The organism is Ruminiclostridium sufflavum DSM 19573, from assembly GCF_003208175.1.
In the GTDB taxonomy this organism is placed as follows: Bacteria; Bacillota; Clostridia; order Acetivibrionales; family DSM-1351; genus Ruminiclostridium; species Ruminiclostridium sufflavum.
In genome coordinates, this window is sequence record NZ_QKMR01000012.1 from 65,216 (window position 1) to 87,166 (window position 21,951).

General features: G+C 37.8%; 24 protein-coding genes. 22 read left to right on the top strand and 2 right to left on the bottom strand.

Going from position 1 to position 21,951, the window contains the following annotated elements:
- Positions 1 to 7 precede the first annotated feature (7 nt).
- The 3 genes from LY28_RS10855 to LY28_RS10865 all read left to right on the top strand — a co-directional run bounded on the left by LY28_RS10855 (position 8) and on the right by LY28_RS10865 (position 3,236).
- Positions 8 to 1,087, top strand: a complete 1,080-nt coding sequence (locus tag LY28_RS10855) for a tartrate dehydrogenase (RefSeq protein ID WP_110462216.1) — start codon at positions 8 to 10, stop codon at positions 1,085 to 1,087.
- Between the two features lie 304 nt (positions 1,088 to 1,391).
- Entirely contained in the window at positions 1,392 to 2,420 is a 1,029-nt protein-coding gene (locus tag LY28_RS10860; RefSeq protein WP_110462217.1) for a tetratricopeptide repeat protein, read from the top strand.
- Between the two features lie 45 nt (positions 2,421 to 2,465).
- On the top strand, positions 2,466 to 3,236 hold the full coding sequence (locus LY28_RS10865) for a PRC-barrel domain-containing protein (protein ID WP_110462218.1): 771 nt from the start codon (positions 2,466 to 2,468) through the stop codon (positions 3,234 to 3,236).
- 83 nt (positions 3,237 to 3,319) lie between these two features.
- Here the strand turns inward: LY28_RS10865 and LY28_RS10870 are convergent, their stop codons facing one another.
- Positions 3,320 to 3,940 (bottom strand): adaptor protein MecA, encoded by a 621-nt coding sequence (locus tag LY28_RS10870; RefSeq protein ID WP_110462219.1) that lies wholly within the window; start codon positions 3,938 to 3,940, stop codon positions 3,320 to 3,322.
- A 308-nt stretch (positions 3,941 to 4,248) separates the two neighbouring features.
- On the opposite strand from LY28_RS10870, the gene LY28_RS10875 reads away from it, so the two are divergent.
- The 19 genes from LY28_RS10875 (at position 4,249) to LY28_RS10960 (ending at position 20,540) form a co-directional block, all read left to right on the top strand.
- Positions 4,249 to 4,839, top strand: coding sequence for a Maf family protein (locus LY28_RS10875; protein WP_207658083.1), 591 nt, complete (start codon positions 4,249 to 4,251; stop codon positions 4,837 to 4,839).
- 83 nt (positions 4,840 to 4,922) lie between these two features.
- On the top strand, positions 4,923 to 5,612 hold the full coding sequence (gene radC, locus LY28_RS10880; protein WP_110462221.1) for a RadC family protein: 690 nt from the start codon (positions 4,923 to 4,925) through the stop codon (positions 5,610 to 5,612).
- Positions 5,613 to 5,640: 28 nt separating this feature from the next.
- Positions 5,641 to 6,663: a rod shape-determining protein gene (locus LY28_RS10885; protein ID WP_110462222.1), complete on the top strand. Its 1,023-nt coding sequence runs from the start codon at positions 5,641 to 5,643 to the stop codon at positions 6,661 to 6,663.
- A gap of 40 nt (positions 6,664 to 6,703) precedes the next feature.
- Positions 6,704 to 7,582, top strand: a complete 879-nt coding sequence (gene mreC, locus LY28_RS10890) for a rod shape-determining protein MreC (RefSeq protein ID WP_110462223.1) — start codon at positions 6,704 to 6,706, stop codon at positions 7,580 to 7,582.
- A complete protein-coding gene (gene mreD, locus LY28_RS10895) occupies positions 7,579 to 8,091 on the top strand; it encodes a rod shape-determining protein MreD (RefSeq protein ID WP_110462224.1) in 513 nt (170 codons plus the stop codon). The genes mreC and mreD overlap by 4 nt, the downstream gene beginning before the upstream one ends.
- A 95-nt stretch (positions 8,092 to 8,186) precedes the next feature.
- On the top strand, positions 8,187 to 10,304 hold the full coding sequence (mrdA, locus tag LY28_RS10900) for a penicillin-binding protein 2 (RefSeq protein WP_110462225.1): 2,118 nt from the start codon (positions 8,187 to 8,189) through the stop codon (positions 10,302 to 10,304).
- Positions 10,305 to 10,337: 33 nt separating this feature from the next.
- Positions 10,338 to 10,412, top strand: a complete 75-nt coding sequence (locus tag LY28_RS19800; RefSeq protein WP_422785003.1) for a hypothetical protein — start codon at positions 10,338 to 10,340, stop codon at positions 10,410 to 10,412.
- Positions 10,413 to 10,415: 3 nt separating this feature from the next.
- Positions 10,416 to 11,099, top strand: a complete 684-nt coding sequence (minC, locus tag LY28_RS10905) for a septum site-determining protein MinC (RefSeq protein WP_110462226.1) — start codon at positions 10,416 to 10,418, stop codon at positions 11,097 to 11,099.
- A gap of 106 nt (positions 11,100 to 11,205) precedes the next feature.
- Complete coding sequence (minD, locus tag LY28_RS10910; RefSeq protein WP_110462227.1) at positions 11,206 to 12,006, top strand: septum site-determining protein MinD; 801 nt, start codon at positions 11,206 to 11,208, stop codon at positions 12,004 to 12,006.
- Between the two features lie 13 nt (positions 12,007 to 12,019).
- A complete protein-coding gene (gene minE / locus LY28_RS10915; RefSeq protein WP_110462228.1) occupies positions 12,020 to 12,304 on the top strand; it encodes a cell division topological specificity factor MinE in 285 nt (94 codons plus the stop codon).
- A 23-nt stretch (positions 12,305 to 12,327) separates the two neighbouring features.
- On the top strand, positions 12,328 to 12,714 hold the full coding sequence (locus LY28_RS10920; RefSeq protein WP_110462229.1) for a methylglyoxal synthase: 387 nt from the start codon (positions 12,328 to 12,330) through the stop codon (positions 12,712 to 12,714).
- A gap of 151 nt (positions 12,715 to 12,865) precedes the next feature.
- Complete coding sequence (locus LY28_RS10925) at positions 12,866 to 13,765, top strand: M23 family metallopeptidase (protein WP_242981227.1); 900 nt, start codon at positions 12,866 to 12,868, stop codon at positions 13,763 to 13,765.
- A 6-nt stretch (positions 13,766 to 13,771) separates the two neighbouring features.
- Positions 13,772 to 14,656: a site-2 protease family protein gene (locus tag LY28_RS10930; RefSeq protein ID WP_110462231.1), complete on the top strand. Its 885-nt coding sequence runs from the start codon at positions 13,772 to 13,774 to the stop codon at positions 14,654 to 14,656.
- A 294-nt stretch (positions 14,657 to 14,950) separates the two neighbouring features.
- Entirely contained in the window at positions 14,951 to 15,796 is an 846-nt protein-coding gene (locus tag LY28_RS10935; RefSeq protein WP_110462232.1) for a sulfide/dihydroorotate dehydrogenase-like FAD/NAD-binding protein, read from the top strand.
- Positions 15,789 to 17,180 carry an NADPH-dependent glutamate synthase gene (gltA, locus tag LY28_RS10940; protein WP_110462233.1) on the top strand — a complete coding sequence of 464 codons (1,392 nt, stop codon included), beginning with the start codon at positions 15,789 to 15,791 and terminating at the stop codon, positions 17,178 to 17,180. The genes LY28_RS10935 and gltA overlap by 8 nt, the downstream gene beginning before the upstream one ends.
- Before the next feature lie 529 nt (positions 17,181 to 17,709).
- On the top strand, positions 17,710 to 18,168 hold the full coding sequence (locus LY28_RS10945; protein ID WP_110462234.1) for a hypothetical protein: 459 nt from the start codon (positions 17,710 to 17,712) through the stop codon (positions 18,166 to 18,168).
- Positions 18,169 to 18,243: 75 nt separating this feature from the next.
- The gene (locus tag LY28_RS10950; protein WP_110462235.1) at positions 18,244 to 19,089 is read left to right on the top strand and encodes a hypothetical protein; all 846 of its coding nucleotides are present in this window, start codon (positions 18,244 to 18,246) and stop codon (positions 19,087 to 19,089) included.
- Positions 19,090 to 19,114: 25 nt separating this feature from the next.
- Entirely contained in the window at positions 19,115 to 19,906 is a 792-nt protein-coding gene (locus LY28_RS10955; protein WP_110462236.1) for a hypothetical protein, read from the top strand.
- 202 nt (positions 19,907 to 20,108) lie between these two features.
- The gene (locus tag LY28_RS10960; protein ID WP_110462237.1) at positions 20,109 to 20,540 is read left to right on the top strand and encodes a flavodoxin domain-containing protein; all 432 of its coding nucleotides are present in this window, start codon (positions 20,109 to 20,111) and stop codon (positions 20,538 to 20,540) included.
- 73 nt (positions 20,541 to 20,613) lie between these two features.
- Here the strand turns inward: LY28_RS10960 and LY28_RS10965 are convergent, their stop codons facing one another.
- On the bottom strand, positions 20,614 to 21,609 hold the full coding sequence (locus LY28_RS10965; RefSeq protein ID WP_110462238.1) for a hypothetical protein: 996 nt from the start codon (positions 21,607 to 21,609) through the stop codon (positions 20,614 to 20,616).
- Positions 21,610 to 21,951: the final 342 nt, after the last annotated feature.

Sequence of the window (21,951 nt, forward strand, 5' to 3'; positions counted from 1 at the left end):
GTAAAAAATGAAGTCGCACAAAATTGCTGTAATTGCAGGTGACGGAATTGGACCTGAGGTAATCGGTGAGGGTGTAAAGGTATTAAAAGCAATCTCTGAACTGAATCCGGAGATTAATTTTGAATTTACGGATTTTCCGTGGAGCTGTGAATATTATTTAAAAACAGGAAAAATGCTTCCTGATGACGGAATGAAAATACTGGAAAAATTTGATGCGATTTATCTGGGTGCTGTTGGTTATCCGGGAGTACCCGATCATGTTTCACTTTGGGGCCTTCTCTTAAAAATAAGAAAGGGCTTTGACCAATATATAAACCTTCGTCCCGTAAAGCTTCTCGAGGGTGCGGAATGTCCGCTGAAGGGCGTTGACCGGAGCCGTATTGATATGATTGTTGTTCGTGAAAACAGTGAAGGAGAGTATGCAGGCGCCGGAGATTGGCTGTTTAAAGGCAAACCGGAAGAGGTTGTGCTTCAGACAGGAGTATTTTCCCGCAAGGGCACCGAACGGGTAATCAGGTATGCATATGAATTGGCAAGAAAAGAGGGGAAAACTCTTACCAGTATCAGTAAGGCAAATGCTCTTAACTACTCAATGGTATTTTGGGATCAGGTTTTCGAGGAAGTAGGAAAAGAGTATCCGGAGGTTAAAACCTACTCATATCTTGTTGATGCGGCATGTATGTTTTTTGTAAAGCAGCCCGAAAGATTCCAGATAGTGGTGACCTCAAATCTTTTCGGAGATATAGTTACAGACCTTGGTGCGGCTATTGCCGGAGGACTTGGATTAGCTGCCGGAGCAAACTTGAACCCTGAACGTACTTATCCGTCAATGTTCGAGCCTGTGCATGGCTCGGCTCCTGATATAGCAGGACAGGGAAAAGCAAATCCCCTGGCATCAATATGGTCTGTCAGTCAGATGCTTGATTTCTTCGGGTATGAAAGCTGGGGAAAAGCAGTACTTGAAGCAATTGAAAAGGTTATGACAGAGAAAAAATCCCTGACCCCTGATATGGGCGGCACAGCTAAAACAAATGAAGTCGGGGATGCTGTGATAAAAGCTCTTGGTGAATTGGCTGCGGGGATGTAAGCAGCCAGCCCTTCCCGCATAAAAAATCTATCGGTGCCCGACCTTGGCAAGGAGCTGTTGCTAAGGCCGGGCATTTGTGATTTTCAACTGGTAAAGTGTGGATAAGCAATATAAAAAGTTACAAATTAAGATGCAAATATTCAAATTAAGTGATAAAATAAAAAAAGGTAGCAAAAGCCACTGTGATTTGATAAAATCATATATAAATAAAAAAGGAATTTTGTTATATTACAACGAATATATCAAAATTGGTTTTTCAATTTCCAAACGAGAATTTAAGAGATATACTACTGTGGAGGCGCATATGTCTTATAATGGGATTTCGGCTTTGATTATTTTAGTCACCTCGCTAGTTGCTTTCTATTTGTTGTATAGAGCGAAAGAATTGAATTTGGGAATATTAATTTCAATTTCGGCTGGCTCTGTGATTTTAGGATTCACGTTTTTTCCTGTCTTTAAGGCAGTAATGATTTTATTGAAGGACAGTATATTTATACATAAAGGTTTGGCTTTTATTATTTCTGTGCTGACAGTGTTGGTCGTTTTCTTAACCTTGATTTTAATAATCAGTTTTATTGTATCGGTTGTCATACCTGACAGGCTGGCTTCTGTTGACTGCGGTGCCGTCATTGACACTGCTATGGCAAAAATTAAGTTTGGAAGCGCAGATAATATGTTAAAAAAACCTGTTGACACAAAACAAAAAATTGATACAATGGGAATAGAAAAAAGCGAAGAAGCATCAGAGAACAGTGCTTTACATAATGTCAGCGAGGACGCATCTGCTGAAAATTCTGAGGATGCTGTTCATAACAGTACTTTGTATATTGAACAGGCTATGGGGGAAAAGGCTTGCGGATGCGGCAGTTTTGAAGAATCAGACAGCAATATGTGTGAATTTAACGAAGAAATAAATGATTTTAAAGATAAATGTGTTATGGGAGAGCAGCTTGCCGCTGCTGAGACTGAAGTGCAAGTAGCCGAAATACCTGACAATATAAATATTCCAGAAAGCGAACCGCAGATTCCGGCACCGGAAGCAGAACAAAATAAAGCATCAGCAGCTATGGAGGATGCAAAGTCATTAGTTTTCAAAGCTCTCCAGAAGAAAGGCGACAACAGGAAGGAAGAAGCTATTGTATACTATATGAAAGCCTTGCAGCTTCAGCCCGATAGTGAGATGCTGCTTTGGATTGTGCTGGATGTTTGTGCCCTGTATAAGCAGCTTGGCTTGAATGAATTGGCTATAAGTATTTTAGAAGCTGTAGCCTGTCAAAATGGAACTGCAATTAAGCCTGAAGTCAAAAAGGAAATTATGAATTGCTTAGTATAAATATGAAATAAGATTTTCTTGGAATTTTGAGGGGGTACTTTTTTAATGAAAAAGTCAAAAGAAATAATTGGCCTGCCTATAATCAGCATATCTGACGGAACTGAGGCCGGTAAAGTAAAAACTGTTATAATTAATGCGGAAAAGGGAGCAATAGATTATGTGGTTGTTGACAAAGGAATCCAGATACTTAGTGCAAAGGTTATTCCTGTAAGATATGTTCTGGGTATTGGTGAATATGCATTGACTATTGAAAATGAGGATGCCGTAAGCGACATCAGCAAAATTCCTGAGGCAATTGAGCTTCTCCAGAAGAATATTCAGGTCAGCGGGACAAAGGTACTAACGAAAAAAGGCCGCTTGATTGGTGAAATAGGTGATATTTACGTAAATGAGGACGATAATTGTTCAATTACGGGGCTTGAATTTATAGCTGATATCACACAAAAGAATATCAGAATTATTCCTCGTGACAGCGTTATAACCTTTGGCAAGAACTTAGTGGTTGTTAGGGATGACGTAGAAGCAGCACTTTTAGACAGCGCCGCTCAAATAAACGGCTTCTGTGAAAATGCTGCTCAAGGTTCAGGCGAAGAAACAGGCAATATTTCCGGGGAGGATAAGAATGCTTCCGGTGCAGTGTCTGATATGATGGAAATGAAGCATCGTGAGTATCTGAATGGTAAAACAACTACCAAAACCATTTATGATGAGGATGGCAGTATCCTGATAGAAGAAAATACTTTGATTGATGATGAGATATTTGAAATAGCCAAGGAATACGGCAAGGTAGTCGAGCTGGTAATGAATAACAGATAAAACAAAAGGTTACAGTGTAAGCTGTAACCTTCCTCTTGATGACGCATTACACATCTGCCGGTTTGGTGCTATTGCCTTTAAGATTAAAAGTATGTGTTTAATGTCTCTATTGCATTATCCTCAATAATTTTTTCGCCATATTCATTCAGATAACCCTCGAAGAAACTGACATTTGCAATTTGAACAGAATATTCACACATAATCATATCCAAGGATTGTGAAGAAGATGCCGAGTTTCCTGTCAATAAAAGATAATAGCTGCTTTTGCATTTAATCATTGAGCTTTCTCCTTTATAATATGCACAAATCCGCTTGGATAATTTACAGATATCGTCTATTGACTCAAAGCAATAAATCTTTAAAGCAGAGCAAACCTTGCTTCTCTTTTTCTTCTGCCTTAAATCGGAATTTTTATATTTACTTTTTATATACTTCTGAATTGACTCAAACTCACCATCCGAATCTACTTTGGTAATGGTTACAACAAAGCCGTCTTCATTTTCGGGAGAAGCCTCAAAAATAAGTTGGGAATCATGTGATGCGAAGCCATATTCTTCTTCTGCTCTTTCCATCATATCCCAAAATAATTCCTGTGCTGCAGGGGAACTATAATTCAAGGAGCCTAAATCAATATTTCTTTCTTCGAGGTCATTAAGAGTAATAGTAACTCGCAATACGTTTTCATTAACTTTTTCAATTCTCATGTAATCACCAACTCACATAATTTTTTGTAAAAAATAATAACAGCGGCATAATAACTAATTTATTATATTATACTTCCAAAAAGTGAAAATGAGAAGCAAAAAATCTATTAATTATTAATAAAAAGTTATGTAATTTATACAAATAGAGCTAAAATTATCATAACTAACCGCCTAATCTTTTACAAACAATATAATTATGATAAACAAGCTACATTATATTTGAAATCTCAGCTATAAAAATATATAATGATAAAGGTTATAATTGGTATATGCTTAATAATAAAATTTATAAGTATTGTGGTGAAAATGTGAAAAATATTATTTTGGCGTCAGCATCGCCCAGAAGACAGCAGCTATTGGAGCAGATAGGAATAAAATTTAAGGCAGTACCTTCAAATATAGAGGAAGTTATTGATAACACGCTGGAGCCATCCCGGATTGCTATGTCTCTGGCCGGCCAAAAGTGCAAGGATATTGCATCCGGTACAGCGGAGGATTGTATTGTTATCGGTGCGGATACAATTGTGGTAAGCGGCAGCAAGGTATTAGGCAAGCCAAAAAATGAAGAGGACGCTTTCAATATGCTGAGCAGTCTCAACGGTGAATGGCATCAGGTTATAACCGGCCTTTGCCTTTATAGGACAGGTCTTAATATAAGCCTGTATGATTCTGAGACAACAAAGGTGCGGATAGCAAAAAAGTCAGATGATTTTATAAAAGCATACATAGCTACAAAGGAGCCGTTTGACAAAGCGGGCGGTTATGGTATTCAGGGATATGGCTCATTGCTTGTCGAAAGAATTGAAGGGTGCTATTTTAACGTTATGGGACTGCCTATTTATAAATTATCGTGTATGCTGGATAGGTTAGGGTATAGTATTAATCTTGATAATATTTGAAGTATATGCTGGATATAAGAATTAAACAGCAATATTGGCTTTTGGGCTTGAATTGCTTAATATAAGCATGATTAGGGGAAAATATGAACAGACTGAAAATAAAAGAGCTTCCGATAAGTGAAAGACCGTATGAAAAGCTTGAGGCAATAGGCTCAGAGCATTTGTCAAATGCCGAGCTGCTGGCCGTTATTATAAAGACAGGCACCAAGTCATTTACAGCGGTAGAGCTGGCGCAGCTTGTAATAAAATTATCTCATGATGGAAGGCTGTCAACCTTAAATAATTTATCAATTGAACAGCTTAAAAAAATAAAAGGAATAGGTAAAGTTAAAGCCATTCAAATAAAAGCTGTACTTGAATTATCAAAAAGGATTGCAACAAGTGACGGAATAGTGCATCATGTAATAAAGAGTGCAAAGGATGTTAATACACTTTTAATGGAAGAAATGCGCTATTTAAAAAAAGAAATTTTCAAAGCACTTTTACTTGATACCAAAAATCAGGTGATAAAAATTACGGATGTATCAATTGGAAGCTTAAATTCATCAATTGTACATCCCAGAGAGGTATTCTGCGAAGCAATAAAATGCGGCTGCAACAGTATTATATTTGTACATAATCACCCAAGCGGTGATCCTACACCCAGTGCGGAGGATATCAAAACGACGCAGAGGCTTGATGAGTCCGGCAATATACTTGGAATCAGAGTATTGGATCATATAATAATAGGTGATGGAATATATGTAAGCTTTAAGGATAAGGGAATTATATAATTTTAGTTATCAACAGGAGGAACAATAAATGAGTTTATTGGCAAAAGATATCGGAATAGATCTAGGTACGGCAAATACATTGGTTCACGTTAAAGGTAAGGGAATAGTAGTCAGAGAGCCTTCGGTTGTCGCAATTAATGCTAAAACCAATGAGGTTTTGGCTGTCGGAGAAGCCGCAAAAGAGATGATAGGTCGTACGCCGGGAAGCATTATTGCCATCAGGCCCATGAAGGATGGTGTTATAGCTGACTTTGATGTTACGCAGAGTATGATAAAGTACTTTATAAAAAAAGCTATTTCAAGCGGTATGTTCAGTAAACCTAGGGTTGTTATATGCGTGCCCTCGGGAGTTACCGAGGTTGAGAAGAGAGCCGTCGAGGATGCTACGCTTCAGGCCGGAGCAAAGGAGGCTTATTTGATTGAAGAGCCAATGGCTGCTGCAATAGGTGCAAGCCTGCCGGTTGAAGAACCTTCGGGAAGCATGGTTGTTGATATTGGCGGTGGAACCAGCGAGGTTGCCGTTATATCTCTGGGAGGAATTGTAACAAGCAAGTCTCTCAGAGTTGCCGGTGACGAGCTGGATGATGCCATTGCGCATTATATAAAAAAAGAATACAGCTTAATGATCGGGGAGCGTTCAGCGGAGCAGATAAAGGTTACAATCGGCGGAGCATTTCCTAAAACGAAAGAAGAAAAAATGGAAATAAGGGGAAGAGATTTAATAACAGGACTTCCAAAGAACATTGAAATAACTTCAACTGAAATAAATGAAGCTCTCAAGGAGCCTGTTAATTCAATAATAGATTCAATTAAGTTTACATTGGAAAAAACACCGCCGGAGCTTGCATCTGACATTATGGACAAGGGTATTATGCTGACAGGCGGAGGAGCTTTGCTGGACGGCCTTGATAAATTAATCATGCATGAAACCGGAATGCCGGTTTCAATTGCGGAAAATCCTCTGGATTGTGTGGCTCTTGGCACAGGCAAGGTTCTTGATGAGATAGATACTCTTAAAAAGGTACTTATTTCGCCTAAAAGATTAAAGTAAGCACTTATTGAAAAGCTTAACAGAGAGGAGAAATAATTCCTTGAAATTATTTACAGGTAAATCCTTGATAATACTTATAATTTCACTGGTTCTGATAGTCTGTATCGGGCTGTCCGTTAATTCGGGCAGCAGTGTGAACTGGATTGGAAATATCATTTCTGTACCGTTTTCCTCGGTAGGAAAGGTGCTTTCATATGCCGGACAGCAGATTGAGGAAGGTGTTGCTTTATTTGACGATGTTGAAAGACTTAGAGCTGAAAATAAAAGGCTGAATGAGACCATAGACAAATTTAATAATGAGAGGACAGAGTATTTAAGATTAAAAAGCGAGAACGATGATTTGAAGAATGTCCTTAAAATGCGGAAGGATTTTGAGGACTTTGAATTTATCGGTGCAAATGTAATTGCAAAGGATTCCGGAAGCTTTTTTAACATATTCTTGGCCGATAAAGGTTTTACAAGCGGAATTAACAATAATATGCCTGTAATTACCAGTAAGGGACTTGTAGGGAAGGTTACTTCCTCTCAGCCGTTTTCTTCAAAAATTATAAGTATAATAGAGGATGGAAGTGCGGCAAGCGCAATAGTGGCAAAAACCGGAGATTTGGTGGTTGTTAAGGGAGATTCAAGATTTTCGAAGGACGGTCTTTGCAAAATAGAGTATATTCCCGCCGATTTGGATTTATCGCAGGGGGATGTTATTGAAACTTCCGGTATGGGAGGAATCTATCCCAAGGGAATTATAATCGGAACAGTAAAGGAAGTAAGACAGGGCGAAAGCGATCTTGACAAATATGCAATTATAGAGCCCGCTGTTGACTTACGCAGGCTGACGCAGGTTGTTATACTAAGGGATAAGGCATCGGAGGAAAGCGGTAAGGAAGATGTGACTGCAGAAATGGAGCTTGCTGACAAATGAGGAATAAAATCATTTTTTATACAATACTTGTATTCACATTTGTAATGGTTCAGGTCACAATCCTTAATTTTATAAGTATATCTGGAGTTTCGCCTAATATCCTGATAATTTTAATTGTCAGCATATCCCTTCTTGAAGGCAGGACACATGGCGCGGCTGTAGGGTTTTCCACAGGCTTGTGTCTGGATGCTGTAATTGGTATATCCTTGGGCTTTAACAGCTTGCTGGGGATGCTGTTAGGCTTTGCACTGGGGAACATTAACAGGAGGTTCTTTAAAGAAAATATTTTTGTGATGGCTATATGTACCTTTATTTCAACTATCTTATATGAGTGTGCGGCCATTGCCGGTTCTTACATATACGGCCTTAACATAAGCTTTTTATCAGCCGTAAAAGCTGTTGCCTTCCCTGAGGCTGTTATTAACAGTATCTTGGGTGCAATCCTGTTTTTTATAATTGCACAAATAAACAAAAGATGGTTTTACAATGAGAGTAAAAACAGGTATTGAAGTATGAATAACCGTGCAGGTGCTATCGGTACTTATGTTCTCAATTTCAGGCTTCATAAATAAAAATGTAAAGATTATTAAGTGGTGATAAGTAAATGAAACAATTTTTTAAGGACAGATATAATATAATTGGTATAGTGATTGTGCTTATGTTTGCTTTAATTGTCTATCAATTGGCAAATATACAGCTAATTCAGGGTGAGAATTATTTTAACCAGTCTCAGTCTGAAAATTTAAAATCAAGGACAATCTTGGCGGAAAGAGGAAACATACTTGACAGGTATGGCGTTCCTATTGCCACAAATTCTACCAGCTACTCTCTTATGCTGATGAGCACGGGAGCTAAATCAGAGAAAGTAAATGAAATTTTGTTGAAGTTGGCTGAAATATTGGAAAAAAATGGGGATTCCTATAAAAATTCCTTTTCCAAGTATTTTGCTTCTAATCCGGTAAAGTTCGGCTCAAAATTGGAAAAAAGCACCGACAGGATAAAGGTCTTGAAAAATACGACAGGTTATCTTTTTAAGGGATTCAGTCAGGAGTCTTCGGCAGAAGATGTATACAATTACATTAAAGAAACAGCTTTTGAGATAGATGATAAGTATACGGATGAAGAAGCTTACAAAATTATGACTCTCAGGTTTGAGATAATGGGCTACAACTCTTTAAATCCTGTTATTGCGGAAAAAATAAGCAATAATACGGTCGCAGAGGTAGAGGAGAGGATTGATGAGTTCCCGGGGGCATTGATAGATGCCGTCCCCAGCAGAAAATATGTGGATGCCGAGTATGCTTCCCATTTAATCGGATATGTCAGAACAGTCAGCGAAAATGATTTGCTTGAGCATGCTGATGAAGGCTATAACATGAATGATATTATAGGAAAGTCCGGAATAGAGCTTACAGCAGAAGGTTATCTGAGGGGAACCAACGGTTACAGAAGAATCGAAGTTGATGATAGCGGGAAAACAAAAACTATCAGTGAAGAGGCTGTGAAGCCCGGAAGCGACGTTGTTCTTACCATAGATATGAGGCTCCAGAAAGCGGCAATTGATTCCCTTGAAAAGAATATACCTGTTATCAGGCAGAGAAAAAATTCACAGAATCATAAGGATGCATTTGCCGGTTCGGTTGTGGCGCTTGATGTTAAAACGGGAGAGGTTTTGGCTTTGGCAAGCTATCCCAGCTATGATCCTTCAATATTTCTGGCAGATGCCGGTGATAAGGAAGCACAGAAAGCAATCAGTGCTCTGTATGATGATAAAAATACAACAACCTCCGAATATAACAGGGCTATTAAGGGACTTTATGCGCCGGGCTCAACATATAAGCCCTTGATTGGAATTGCAGGTCTGGAGGAAGGTGTGGTAAACCCATATGAAAAGTACTTTGACAGAGGTTATGTGCAGTATGGGGATATAATGCTTAAGTCAATAGAATACAGGACATATAGGGGCGGACTCGGGTGGGTCAATATGATTCAGGCAATCCAGAAATCCAGTAATCCGTATTTTTATGTGTTGGGAAATAAGGTTGGAATAAATAATATTGTAAAGTGGGCTACGAAGTTTGGATTAGGTCAAAAAACGGGTATTGATTTACTCGGGGAGGAAAACGGAACTGTTTCCTCAAGGGAATTTAAAGCAAAGATTGATCCCGACCCGTGGACTGAAACCAATACGGCTCAATCCTCCATAGGACAGCTGTATAACAGCTTTACACCCATACAGCTTGCAAATTATACTGCAACTATAGCAAATGGCGGAAAGCGGTTTAAGCCTCATATAATAAAAAGAGTAATTAAATATGACGGCTCAATTGTTACAGAGACAAACCCTGAGTATGAGGAATTGTCGGTTAAAAAAGAGAATATGGCTATCATACAGGAAGGAATGAAGGCCGTTGCCAACAGTGAGGACCCGGGTGGTACAGCTTCTTCCGCGTTTGTAGAGCTATTGCCCATTAAGGTTGCCGGTAAAACAGGAACTGCCGAAACGGGAAATGAGGCAAATCATTCTTCAAATGCACTGTTTATATGCTATGCACCGGCAGACAAGCCCGAAATTGCTGTTGCAGTTGTTGTTGAGAGAGGAGTATTGGGGGCATACACCGCACCCATTGCATGTGATGTATTGAAGCAATACTTTGAAATAAACAAGGTACAGTCGGAGGATTATACCGTGAAGAAGGATATAGCCGAGCTGACAAGATAAAAAGATAATTTACATTTGAAAAACAGCATTGTTATGTCAGAAAAAAGGAGGATTGAATCCGTGCCGGAGCTTTATCGGATTGTTGTGCAGTCAGGGCATGGGATATAAATTATGGATGAGAATGCAGTTACCTTTAAAGGAACAGTTAATGGACTTACTATCATTTTGAAGCAGGACGCAGGTTTTGATGATATTGTAAACAGCTTGCTTATAAAGATAAACAGTGCGGGAAAGTTCTTCCGCGGTGCGAAATTAGCGGTGAAATACAGGGGACGTACACTGAATCAGGAAGAAAGATATGAGCTTCATGAGCTGCTGAAAAAGGAAAGCGGAGCACAGATATTATCTTTTGATGAAGACATGACGGAAAATAAGCTCGCGGAGACAAAGCCCTCAAGTACTGAAAGAAATAATCAAATCAAAAAATATACTTATTTTAAGGGTATTGAGGAAGGAACTACGAAATTTTATAGAGGAACTGTCCGGTCCGGGCAGCTGATCACCTTTGACGGAAATCTTGTTGTTTTGGGTGATGTCAATCCGGGAGCAGTAATTGAGGCTACAGGGAATATAGTAGTAATGGGACTTCTCAGAGGAGTAGTTCATGCCGGGAGCAACGGGAATAAGGATGCGATAGTGGCCGCCTTGGGGCTTAACCCGACACAGCTGCGTATAGGAGATATTATTACAAGATCACCTGACGATGAAAAAGGTATCGGTACAAACTTAATACCGGAATTGGCGTATGTCAGGGAGGATAAATTGTTTGTGGAACGCTTTTTACCTCAGAGGTAATTGACAAAATTAAAAAACAAATATATAGTTTTATATGTATTGGTTAAAATTTTAAGATAAATTCTTTTTTAATATATCTTCTTTTATAAGAATTGGAGGCAGTTGTATGGGAGAGGTAATTGTTATAACATCCGGTAAGGGCGGTGTGGGAAAAACAACAACAACCGCTAATATTGGCACAGGTCTGGCACTTGCAGGCCGGAAAGCAGTACTTATAGATACTGATATTGGCTTGAGAAATCTTGATGTCGTTATGGGATTGGAAAATAGAATAGTATATGACCTTGTAGATGTTGTAGACGGTGTATGCAGGGTTAAGCAAGCTTTAATAAAGGACAAGAGATATGATGGCCTATACCTTCTTCCGGCAGCTCAGACCAGAGACAAATCGGCTGTTACACCGGAGCAGATGATTAATTTGATTAATGAATTAAAGAGTGAATTTGATTATATTATTATTGATTGTCCGGCCGGAATTGAACAAGGCTTTAAAAATGCAATTGCCGGAGCAGACAAAGCAATTGTAGTAACAACACCCGAGGTTTCTGCGGTCAGGGATGCCGACCGTATTGTCGGACTTTTAGAAGCAAATGAGCTCAGAAATCCCAAGCTTCTCATAAACAGGGTAAGGGTAGATATGGTAAAACGCGGGGATATGATGAGCATAGATGATATAATAGATATATTGGCTATTGATTTAATAGGAGTTGTTCCTGATGATGAGAAAATTGTTATTTCAACTAATAGAGGGGAGCCTGCTGTTACCGATGATAAATCATTAGCGGGACAGGCTTACCGGAATGTGACAAAGAGGCTTCAGGGAGAGGATGTACCTATTATGAACCTTGAAAGCGAAGATGGCTTAATATTTAAGTTTAAAAAATTATTAGGATTCAAAACTACATAAGGAGGTTAACAGCATGCTGATTGATTTTTCAAAGATCTTTGGCAGGTCCAAACCATCAAAGGATGTAGCCAAGGAAAGATTGCAGCTGGTACTGATTCACGATAGGGCAAATGTTTCTCCTGAGTTCTTAGATATGATAAAAGGGGAAATAATCAAGGTAATTCAGCATTATATGGAAATAGACGAGGGTGCTCTTGATATTCAGCTTACAAGAACTAAAAGTGATGATGGTGACAGGGTGGTTCCGGCTTTGATAGCTAATATACCTATTAGGAATGTAAGAAATGCAGGTAAATAAATAAAAGGTATGTGATTGATAAGATGAATATTGCTTTTATGGCTCATGATAACAAAAAAGAATTAATGGCTAGCTTCTGTATAGCCTATAAGTCAATTTTTCAGGATCATCATCTTATTGCAACACGGTCCACAGGCACCTTGATTAACAAGGCAACGGGGCTGAATGTTAATTTGCTGGCTTACGGAAGCTTAGGTTCTCAGCAGCTTTCTGCGAGAATTGCTTGTGATGAGATTGACTTGTTGATTTATTTCAGAGATGCAAATATTGAAAATGATGCAAATACTTTCTTGCTGTTTAAGCACTGCGATTTAAACAACATTCCTTTTGCTACAAATATAGCAACCGCCGAGGTCTTAATAAAAGGCTTGGAGCGGGAAGATTTGGCTTGGAGAGAATTGCTGAGATAATATTTTTATTTGAAAGCTCAAACTTATGTTTGGGCTTTTTTTGACTGCGTATTTCATACCTCCCCCTAAAAGATTATTAGGAATATAATTTCATGCACAAAAATATAATGTATTAAAGCATGGCCCAAAAACATTTGCTGCAAAAGAAAGGGTGAGGGGATTGAATGAAATAACCATGAGGCCAAAGTACTCACGCCAGACAGGTACTCAAAGAAACAGAAGAAAAGAATCTAATGATGATTTTTTATCAATAACATTTGCTGTTCAGTTGCTTGTCGTGGTGGTATTTTTATCGGTATTTGCACTGTGCAAGGCTGCAAATACACCCGCTACCGATATTTTTATATCAAAGGTCAGTGTTGTCGCGACTTCAAATTGTAATTCAAGCAAATATATACAGAACATGATTGATGCCTTTGGAATTAAGCTGCCGGATAAGGAGCAGCAGGGAGGAAATGTTAGTACTGGAAATGACTTTGACTCAAATGAGAATTCAGACGGACAAAGCGCTGACACCTCTAATAACGGCATAGCTATTGACAATAAGGATATCAGCGGAAATACTGCTTCTGATTCAGGCGGTGCGGCAGATAATTCCGCAGGCAGCCCGGGAGCTGAGGTTGCAGAAGATTCCGAAATAAAAGCAATTGCTGATAAGTATGCGTTTATAACGCCAATAAAGGGTGAATATGTATCATTGTTTGGCACCAGAACGGATCCCTTGACCGGAAAGCCGGATTTTCATTATGGACTGGATATTAAGGCTAATATGGGAGCTTCCATAAAGGCGGCACTGGCAGGAGAGGTTACGGAAGTCGGTTCAGGACCTGCATACGGAAATTATATTAAGATTAAGCATAATGACGGAATTAGCACTATATATGCATTCTGCTCGACACTTATAGCAAAAAAAGGGCAAAAGGTTAATCAAGGGGATGTAATTGCGAAGGTGGGGGATGCGGAAAACATGTCAGGTTCGTTGCATTTTGAGGTCTGGAAGGATAATAAGGCAGTTGATCCGGAAAAGCTGCTGAATTATCTAAATCAATGATTATTTATGACTGATTTGTCTGTAAAATTCAAAATAAAGCATATTTTATTCAGTATTGATATTCTTATTATTCCGGTTATTGCAATTGCCTTTTTAAGCGGTGCTGCTGTTCAGTATTTTTTAACAATTGGTTTCATTATTACCCATGAATTAGGCCATATCGCAGCGGCTAAAATTTCCGGCGGGGTAATCTATTCCTTCAGAATTTTGTCTGTGGGAGTTAATGCGGCTATTGAGGAGAAAAGCTGCGGCAGGCTTGCTAAAGTATTGATTTATTTAGCAGGGCCGACTGTAAATATAGTATTTGCAATAGCTATATATTTTTTATCAGCCTGTCATTTGATTCCTGTAAAATTCGCCGCCGGATTTTATATAAACATATGGCTGGCTTTTTTTAATTTGCTTCCGATACTTCCTTTAGACGGAGGTAAAATAGCCATGGAGGCTTTAAGTGATTGCTCGGGATTATTCAAAGCCGGCAAATATATGAACATATTGACTGTTTTGCTTGCATGTGTCTTTATCCTTTTCGGATTAATTTTTTTTAAGAATGCATTATTTAATGCCAGCATGATTCTGGTAGGAATTTATATACTGCTGTTAAGGGCGGAAGGCAGAAAGGAAGCTGCTTTTATGAATATTAAAAATCTTTTGTTCAGACGTTCCCGCGTTATAAAGCGGCGAATTTATCCTGTTAGGGAAATTGCCGTCATGAAGAGTGCAAAGCTGTCGGAGCTGGTTAAGGCCATGGATTACGCCAATATGTTTCATATTGTGAATGTACTGGATGAAAATCTGAAAATTATAAAGGTCATGTCGGAACAGGAAATATTGGATGCAATTATTTCAGGTAATATTAATGCCACTGTGGAGGAATTGCTGTCTGACTAAATTAAGTCACTGTTCAATATTTTGCGGCGGTAGAATATCGATTCTTGAATATATATATTTAACATGTAAAACATATAGAAGAATAGCTTGAAAGACTTTTTATACAGCTTTGAAAATACCAGCGTATCACTGATAACGGCAGTATTGCTATACCGTATATACAATACCGCTGCTGCCTGCCTTTTATTGGTATAAGTATTTATTGTAGTCTGGTCTGTTGTGGCAGGAATAAAATTAAGTTATAATTAAAAAGATTGAATAAGTGTTATTGTTTTTATATAGGAGGTATCTGAGATGTTTAAAATAATAAGAAAACAGACGTTAAATCCTACTGTAGTTTTAATGGATATAGAAGCACCATTTGTTGCGCGGAAAGCCGAGCCCGGACAGTTTATCATGCTGAGGATAAATGAGTCGGGTGAGAGAATACCTCTTACTGTAGCTGATTATGACAGAGAAAAGGGTATAGTAACAATAATATATCAGATTGTAGGAAAGACTACCCGTGCTTTGTCGGAGATGTCTGAGGGAGATGCTTTGCTTGACTTTGTTGGGCCTCTGGGGACTGCCTCACATTTGGAGGGGTATAAAAAGGTGGCTGTGGTAGGAGGCGGTTTGGGAACTGCCATTGCATACCCTCAGGCCAAAAAGCTTCATGCCTTGGGGGCAGAGGTTCATGCAATAACCGGTTTCAGAAACAAAGAGCTGATAATATTGGAAAAGGAAATGGGAAATGTCAGTGACAAGCTGGTTGTTGCAACAGATGACGGCTCAAACGGAAATAAGGGCTTTGTGACAAATGTTCTGAAGCAGCTGATTGATGAGGGGAATAAATATGATTTGGTAATTGCAATAGGTCCCTTGGTAATGATGAGGGCTGTTAGCAATCTTACAAGGGAATACGGAATAAAGACAATTGTAAGTATGAATTCTATAATGATAGATGGTACCGGAATGTGCGGAGGCTGCAGGCTCACAGTCGGAGGAGAAACCAAATTCGCATGTGTGGACGGGCCTGATTTTGACGGACACCTTATTGATTTTGATGAAGCAATGAGAAGACAGGGAATGTACAAAAATCAGGAAAGGCAATCGGAAGACAAGCATGCTTGCAGACTTGGGGGTGTAACAAATGCCTAATATGTCATTGGACAAGGTAAAAATGCCGGAACAAGAACCGGATATAAGAAATAAGAATTTTAAAGAGGTCGCATTAGGCTATGAGGAGGCAATGGCAATTGAAGAGGCACAGAGATGTCTTAATTGCAAAACCAAGCCTTGCGTTTCGGGATGTCCTGTAAATGTCAAAATTCCCGAGTTTATTCAGCTTGTTGCAGAGGGAAGGTTTGAAGAAGCTTATGATAAAATAAAAGAAACAAACAGTCTGCCTGCCGTATGCGGAAGAGTCTGTCCACAGGAAAGCCAATGTGAGCAGCTGTGTGTCAGGGCAAAAAAGGGTGAGTCTGTAGGTATCGGAAGATTGGAACGGTTTGTTGCAGACTGGCATATGAAAAACGGAAGCAGGGCTGTAAATAAAGCTGAGAGCAATGGAATCAAGGTAGCTGTTGTAGGCTCAGGCCCTGCCGGATTAACCTGTGCCGGAGATTTGGCAAAATTGGGCTATGAGGTAACCGTTTTCGAGGCCTTCCATGTTCCGGGCGGTGTTCTTATGTACGGTATACCTGAGTTCCGCTTGCCTAAGGCTTTAGTGCAGGAGGAAATTCAGACGGTAAAGGATTTGGGAGTGGATATCAGGACAAACATGGTTATAGGAAAGGTACTGTCAATTGACGAGCTTAAGGAAGAGGGCTATAAGGCAGTATTTATAGGTTCGGGTGCAGGCTTGCCCAGCTTTATGAAAATTCCGGGAGAGAATTTAAACGGTGTTTATTCGGCAAATGAATTTTTAACAAGAATAAATCTGATGAGCGCTTATAAATTCCCCGATGCAGATACACCTGTTTTTGTGGGAAAGAGCGTGGCTGTTGTCGGAGGCGGCAATGTTGCTATGGATGCGGCGAGAAGTGCAAAACGGTTGGGTGCTGAAAGGGTCTACATTATATACAGGCGTTCCGAGGCTGAAATGCCGGCAAGACTTGAAGAAGTGCACCATGCAAAGGAAGAGGGGATTATTTTCAAGGTGCTGACTAATCCCAAGCGGATTCTTGGAACTGATGACGGCTGGGTAAAGGGAATTGAATGTGTTGACATGGAGCTTGGGGAGCCTGATAAATCCGGGAGAAGAAGACCTGTAGAGAAGAAAGGCTCTGAGCATATTTTGGATTTGGAAACAGTTATAATCGCAATAGGGCAATCGCCTAATCCTCTTATTTCAAAAACAACTCCGGGTCTTGATATCCAGTCTTGGGGAGGCATAATAGTGGAAGAAGAGACGGGCGCAACAAGCAAAAGCGGGGTATATGCCGGAGGAGATGCGGTAACAGGCGCAGCAACTGTTATTTTGGCAATGGGAGCAGGCAAGAAGGCGGCTGAGTCTATTCATAAGCTGTTGTCGGAGGCTTAGCAGTAATTTACCAATATTTCTTACGTAAAAGATACACTAGTGCTTAAAATTATAAAAAAGATATCCTCATTTGTTAGAGTTGTGTTCAAAAAGATTCTAATAAATGAGGATTTCCTTTCTGTAAACATAATTTTTTGCGATTGTCCCAATATATATCTGCTGGTTAAATTATTAGATAATGATTGTAATAGAATTATAATTCAGGATTAAATCCTTGTTTTCAATCTATCTTGGTTGATGGTAGTAAAGAGCCGTTTGCTGCTTAATAATTGTTAGTTATTTAAAAATTTACAAAAGTATATCCAATATAAAACAGATATTTTTTTCAATCATTTCCAAAAAAGTAGTAATAGATGGCTTAAAATATTTAATAGTTGGAGCTAATAGTTAAATATTATTATTTGACATAAGTATACAAAGATATTATGATATAATAAATAACATATTTGTTAAAACATAACATTTATGTATTGCTATTTGCATGCAAAGTTAAGTAAAACCAAAAAATTAGATGGAAGGAAATAAAAAAATGAAAAAAGTAAAAGTGATTTGTCTATCTATAGGCATGTTTCTATTAGTTAGTACTATGCTGTTTTCTGTCGCGTATGCAACAGAAAGTGAGGATTTAGATGTACATGGACTGATAATGGGAAATGAATCCGCTGATGAAATGGATTCAATTGGAGTCTGGGGAGAAAGTGATATAGATTTAGTACCAATAGGTAATCTTATTTGTGATGCTGATTGGACAATTACTTGTACAGTTGGATATTGGGTAACATCAGCAAATGTGGTGATTGCTTGGAATGATGGACCGATTCAAAAAGACAAAATAACAAATGGACGTACTCCTGTAGCATATGGCAGTGTTCAAAGAAGTTTTGGAAGTTCTAGAGTAGTTACGGCTACATTAACAGGTACTTGCCTATTGGAATGGGAATATACAGGAGTTTTGACACCAGTATCTGAGTCTACATATGTATTTTAAAAAGTAAAACAAATAGAATCCTTCTATAGATAATATAGGTTCTATAGAAGGATCTTTGAAAAAAGGATTTAAATTATGATAAAAAAACAGAAATTATATTACAAGCATTACATAATATTATTTTCTTTTCTATTTTTTATAGGAATGATTATCTCAGTTTTACTTGCTAAAGAAACAGCATATAAAATATTGTCATCTTCATATGCCGATATAAATGTGTTCTATTGGCTAAATCCTAAATTTTGTGTTATTCAAACTGGTAATTTTATACTGCTCAAAGGTGGTATTTTTTCTTCTATATTCGGTATTGTTCTACCTGAAAGTAAACAAAGCAATATATTATTACAGATTTTAAGTATATTAAAAAAACTTGTAATGGGAACAGGTGCTTTTTTACTTACATCAATATTCACCTTATATTTTTTGGAAAAAATACTTATACCTGTTAGTCCTAAACAGAATATAAATATAAATATCTTAATATATTCAGTTAAAATGTTTATAGCTGTATATATTTTTTTGATATTTTGGGCGATTATTGGACATGGAATAAAATTAACTTTTTGTAAGATTCCAATTGCATTAATTATTGGGATATCAGTTCAATTTTTAGAGATTTATGGTATTTTTTACTATTTACATTCACCATTTTTAAAATATTTACCTACAGCATTAAGCAGGCAGATAGTAGTATACCAATTTCCGTGTTGGGAATACGGTTCATGGGCAAATGTAAAATCTGCCTTTCCTTTTGCTAGTTCTCCTATTATAATTGATAAGTATTATCAATTTGTAAAAGTAAGTTATGTTTGGATATTTTGTTTTTTAACATGGTATGTCCTTTTAGTTTACATTAAGCCATTTTTAAAATATATAACTAACAATTCAAGTAAAAATGAAGTTTATGATATAATAAAATAGTATTATTGTGAAAAGAGGGAAAACATTGATTGTAAAATTTGAAAACAAAAGGCTTCCTAATTCAAAGAGTGAACCAAATCCGCAGAATTATAGTAATTTAAAATGTAAGCATATAAATTATTTAAATTTTCATCCCCAAATAGATCCCAAGGCAGTCATATGTTCAAATAGTGAAATACAATTTTTGGCTTCTATATTATATTGTTACAATGAAAGTTCACTCCGAATTCAATATACACCGCCTGCCAATTTAGTTAATATAGAAGTTTTAACTCTACCTACAGTGCAAGCTTTAACAAGTACGTTTAAAGAGGTTACAGTATTAACAGATGGTGAGAGAATATTGCAATTTTATTTAAAAGGACTTTTAAATGAATGTGAAGAGGTTTTTTCTAGGTTATGGAATACTTGTTCAATAGATAAATCTATAATAAGTTGTTTTAGAGAAAAAAATTCGTTGGACATTATATCTCCTATTATTCCTCCTATAACTTATGAATTATTGGGTGATAACTCTGTTTTGGATGAAAAGCTGATGCCTTCATGTATATTAAATAATACATTTTTATCATTTTTGTTAACCCAATGTATACGAAATGATATGTTCTTAACAATACCGATAAAAGGATGGAAATTAGAGGAGATAGAAAGCTGCAAATATTTTTGTATGTTACCTTATATATTTAAAAATGTATGGTTCTGTGGCTTTGGAGATACTTGGATAAGCGACAGGCTTATTGTTTACCAACCTTATAAAAGCATTATATCTGAATTTTTACATTTATATAGAAGCTGTAATGTTGAAAGCAACGTATAATAAATAAAGGATAGTTTTAAAGCTTATATGCATAAGGCAAGCACTTTTTATATTTGAGGATTCCATCGTGTAATGTATATTCGTATTCAGCTGATATAAAAAACAGTTAATTTTTTCATGATAAAAATGTATAATATTAGTTGTATGAACGATGGAATCGATTTTTATGATTTCAAATATGATATTGTAATTGGAGGTAAGCATGAAAACATGGGTTTTATACTACAGCAGGGGCGGAAATACGAAAAAAATCGCCGAGGCAATGGCAGAGGAGCTGGAAGTGCCAAAGGCTGAACAGGTACCGCCCGCATATCCCCCGGAAAATGTACAGCTGCTTTTCCTGGGAACAGGTATATATGCCGGAAAGCCGGACTCTAAAATGGTTGAGTTTATAAGAACCTTAAATACAGACAGGGTTAAAAATGCGGCTGTATTCGGTACAAACGGCGGTCAGGATACTGCAATAGAAACGGTTAAGTCTTTATTGAGGGAAAAGGGAATTAATGTTATTGATGAGACCTTTTCATGCAAAGGGAAATACTTCCTGTTCATTAACAGAAACAAGCCGGACAGTGAAGATTTAAAAGCGGCAAAGGTATTTGCAAGGAAAGTATATGACAGCCTCAAGGCATAAGGGATAAGCAAGGCAGCTCGGAAGTATTTTACAGGAGTTCTGAGGCTTTGCAGCATCAGAACTCCGCTTGCTTTTAAGAATTTTGACGGTTTACCTCTATTTCAACGGGTATCCAATTGCCGTCCTCCTTGACCAGTGAATTGATAAGAAGATCAGTGCCATTTACAAGCTTTGCAAATTCAAACATATATTTTCTCTTGTCAACGCCGTCAACAATTATTTTTTTCTTATAATCATTCTGCTCGGGAGCGTACTGCTTCATAACTAAACCGCACCAGTTTCCGTACACGATTTCCACATACATTTCAGCATTGTGTATCCAGCCGTGGTAAGCTGCAAAAAAGAAATCCTCGGGAATCAAGTATAAAGAATCAATATAGAATAATTCATTTGTCTTGGTGAGAATAAGCTCACCTGTGTAATAATTGAAGGTAGTAACTCCGACACTGCTGCCTTCCAGTATTTCCAGCTCTATGAAGTACTTATACTCATTTTCGGTTTTGGTGATAATGGGTAGTATATTAAGTAAATTAATATGCCCTATCCCTTCAAAGGAGGTTAAATACTCGTTATAGGGCATGGACTTCTTGTTGCTTTCTGATAAAAAGCTGTATGCTATGGGGTATGGAACCTTGGAATAGCCTACATCACCGCTTCCTCCGCTCTTTTTTTCCGTAAGGTTGGAGGCTTGCTGCAAAACACTGAAATAATTAATTATTGTATTTACGGGAGTATCCATCAGTGAAGCAGGTATATTGCCGTCTGCAAATGTCTGGGAGAAGCTTTCAAAATCAAGAAAATTGCTGTTTATGGCAGAAAGTCTTGAAGGTCTGAAAAAAATTTCATTCCGGTTGGACCTTTTTTTATTTATAATTGAAATTGTCTGTCTTGACAGGCTTTCATCAAATATTTCCGTGCCGGTGATTTCGGCTGCTTGCTTGAGATATCCGCCGGATAAACAGGTTTTAGAGGCTTGCTGCTCGCTGCCTACCCGTATGCATATGGCACATATGGAAAAGGTTATCAACAGCAGAAAGATGATAATAAGCTTTTTTGTATTATTCTGCATAATTAATTATGCCCAGACCTGCTTCAGCATAAAGCTGTATCAAGCATCGGTATGGACTGAATCCCTCCTTTGGAAGATTATGATATAGTGAAAAATTCGGAGTATTCCCACAGCTTTGTTCGTTAAATCCTTGCGGGAGGCTGGCATAATAAGTTGCTGTATTTTCTTCTGTTAGATATATATTCATAAGAAATTGATATTATCTCAAAATAGCATAAAATATTGAGCTGATTAATGCCGAAGCAAGTGAAAGGTAAGCCTGTATGTATAAAAACAGCCGTATTAGGATATACGCTAATATGGCTGCTAGGGTGCTTAAAATATTATTTTATGGATTAATAT

What these genes read in the sequence shown, in the direction of transcription:
- LY28_RS10855 (WP_110462216.1), top strand. Translation starts at nt 8, where the DNA reads ATGAAGTCGCACAAAATTGCTGTAATTGCAGGTGACGGAATTGGACCT.
- LY28_RS10860 (WP_110462217.1), top strand. Translation starts at nt 1,392, where the DNA reads ATGTCTTATAATGGGATTTCGGCTTTGATTATTTTAGTCACCTCGCTA.
- LY28_RS10865 (WP_110462218.1), top strand. Translation starts at nt 2,466, where the DNA reads ATGAAAAAGTCAAAAGAAATAATTGGCCTGCCTATAATCAGCATATCT.
- LY28_RS10870 (WP_110462219.1), bottom strand. Translation starts at nt 3,940, where the DNA reads ATGAGAATTGAAAAAGTTAATGAAAACGTATTGCGAGTTACTATTACT.
- radC (WP_110462221.1), top strand. Translation starts at nt 4,923, where the DNA reads ATGAACAGACTGAAAATAAAAGAGCTTCCGATAAGTGAAAGACCGTAT.
- LY28_RS10885 (WP_110462222.1), top strand. Translation starts at nt 5,641, where the DNA reads ATGAGTTTATTGGCAAAAGATATCGGAATAGATCTAGGTACGGCAAAT.
- mreD (WP_110462224.1), top strand. Translation starts at nt 7,579, where the DNA reads ATGAGGAATAAAATCATTTTTTATACAATACTTGTATTCACATTTGTA.
- mrdA (WP_110462225.1), top strand. Translation starts at nt 8,187, where the DNA reads ATGAAACAATTTTTTAAGGACAGATATAATATAATTGGTATAGTGATT.
- minC (WP_110462226.1), top strand. Translation starts at nt 10,416, where the DNA reads ATGGATGAGAATGCAGTTACCTTTAAAGGAACAGTTAATGGACTTACT.
- minD (WP_110462227.1), top strand. Translation starts at nt 11,206, where the DNA reads ATGGGAGAGGTAATTGTTATAACATCCGGTAAGGGCGGTGTGGGAAAA.
- minE (WP_110462228.1), top strand. Translation starts at nt 12,020, where the DNA reads ATGCTGATTGATTTTTCAAAGATCTTTGGCAGGTCCAAACCATCAAAG.
- LY28_RS10920 (WP_110462229.1), top strand. Translation starts at nt 12,328, where the DNA reads ATGAATATTGCTTTTATGGCTCATGATAACAAAAAAGAATTAATGGCT.
- LY28_RS10930 (WP_110462231.1), top strand. Translation starts at nt 13,772, where the DNA reads ATGACTGATTTGTCTGTAAAATTCAAAATAAAGCATATTTTATTCAGT.
- LY28_RS10935 (WP_110462232.1), top strand. Translation starts at nt 14,951, where the DNA reads ATGTTTAAAATAATAAGAAAACAGACGTTAAATCCTACTGTAGTTTTA.
- gltA (WP_110462233.1), top strand. Translation starts at nt 15,789, where the DNA reads ATGCCTAATATGTCATTGGACAAGGTAAAAATGCCGGAACAAGAACCG.
- LY28_RS10945 (WP_110462234.1), top strand. Translation starts at nt 17,710, where the DNA reads ATGAAAAAAGTAAAAGTGATTTGTCTATCTATAGGCATGTTTCTATTA.
- LY28_RS10950 (WP_110462235.1), top strand. Translation starts at nt 18,244, where the DNA reads ATGATAAAAAAACAGAAATTATATTACAAGCATTACATAATATTATTT.
- LY28_RS10960 (WP_110462237.1), top strand. Translation starts at nt 20,109, where the DNA reads ATGAAAACATGGGTTTTATACTACAGCAGGGGCGGAAATACGAAAAAA.
- LY28_RS10965 (WP_110462238.1), bottom strand. Translation starts at nt 21,609, where the DNA reads ATGCAGAATAATACAAAAAAGCTTATTATCATCTTTCTGCTGTTGATA.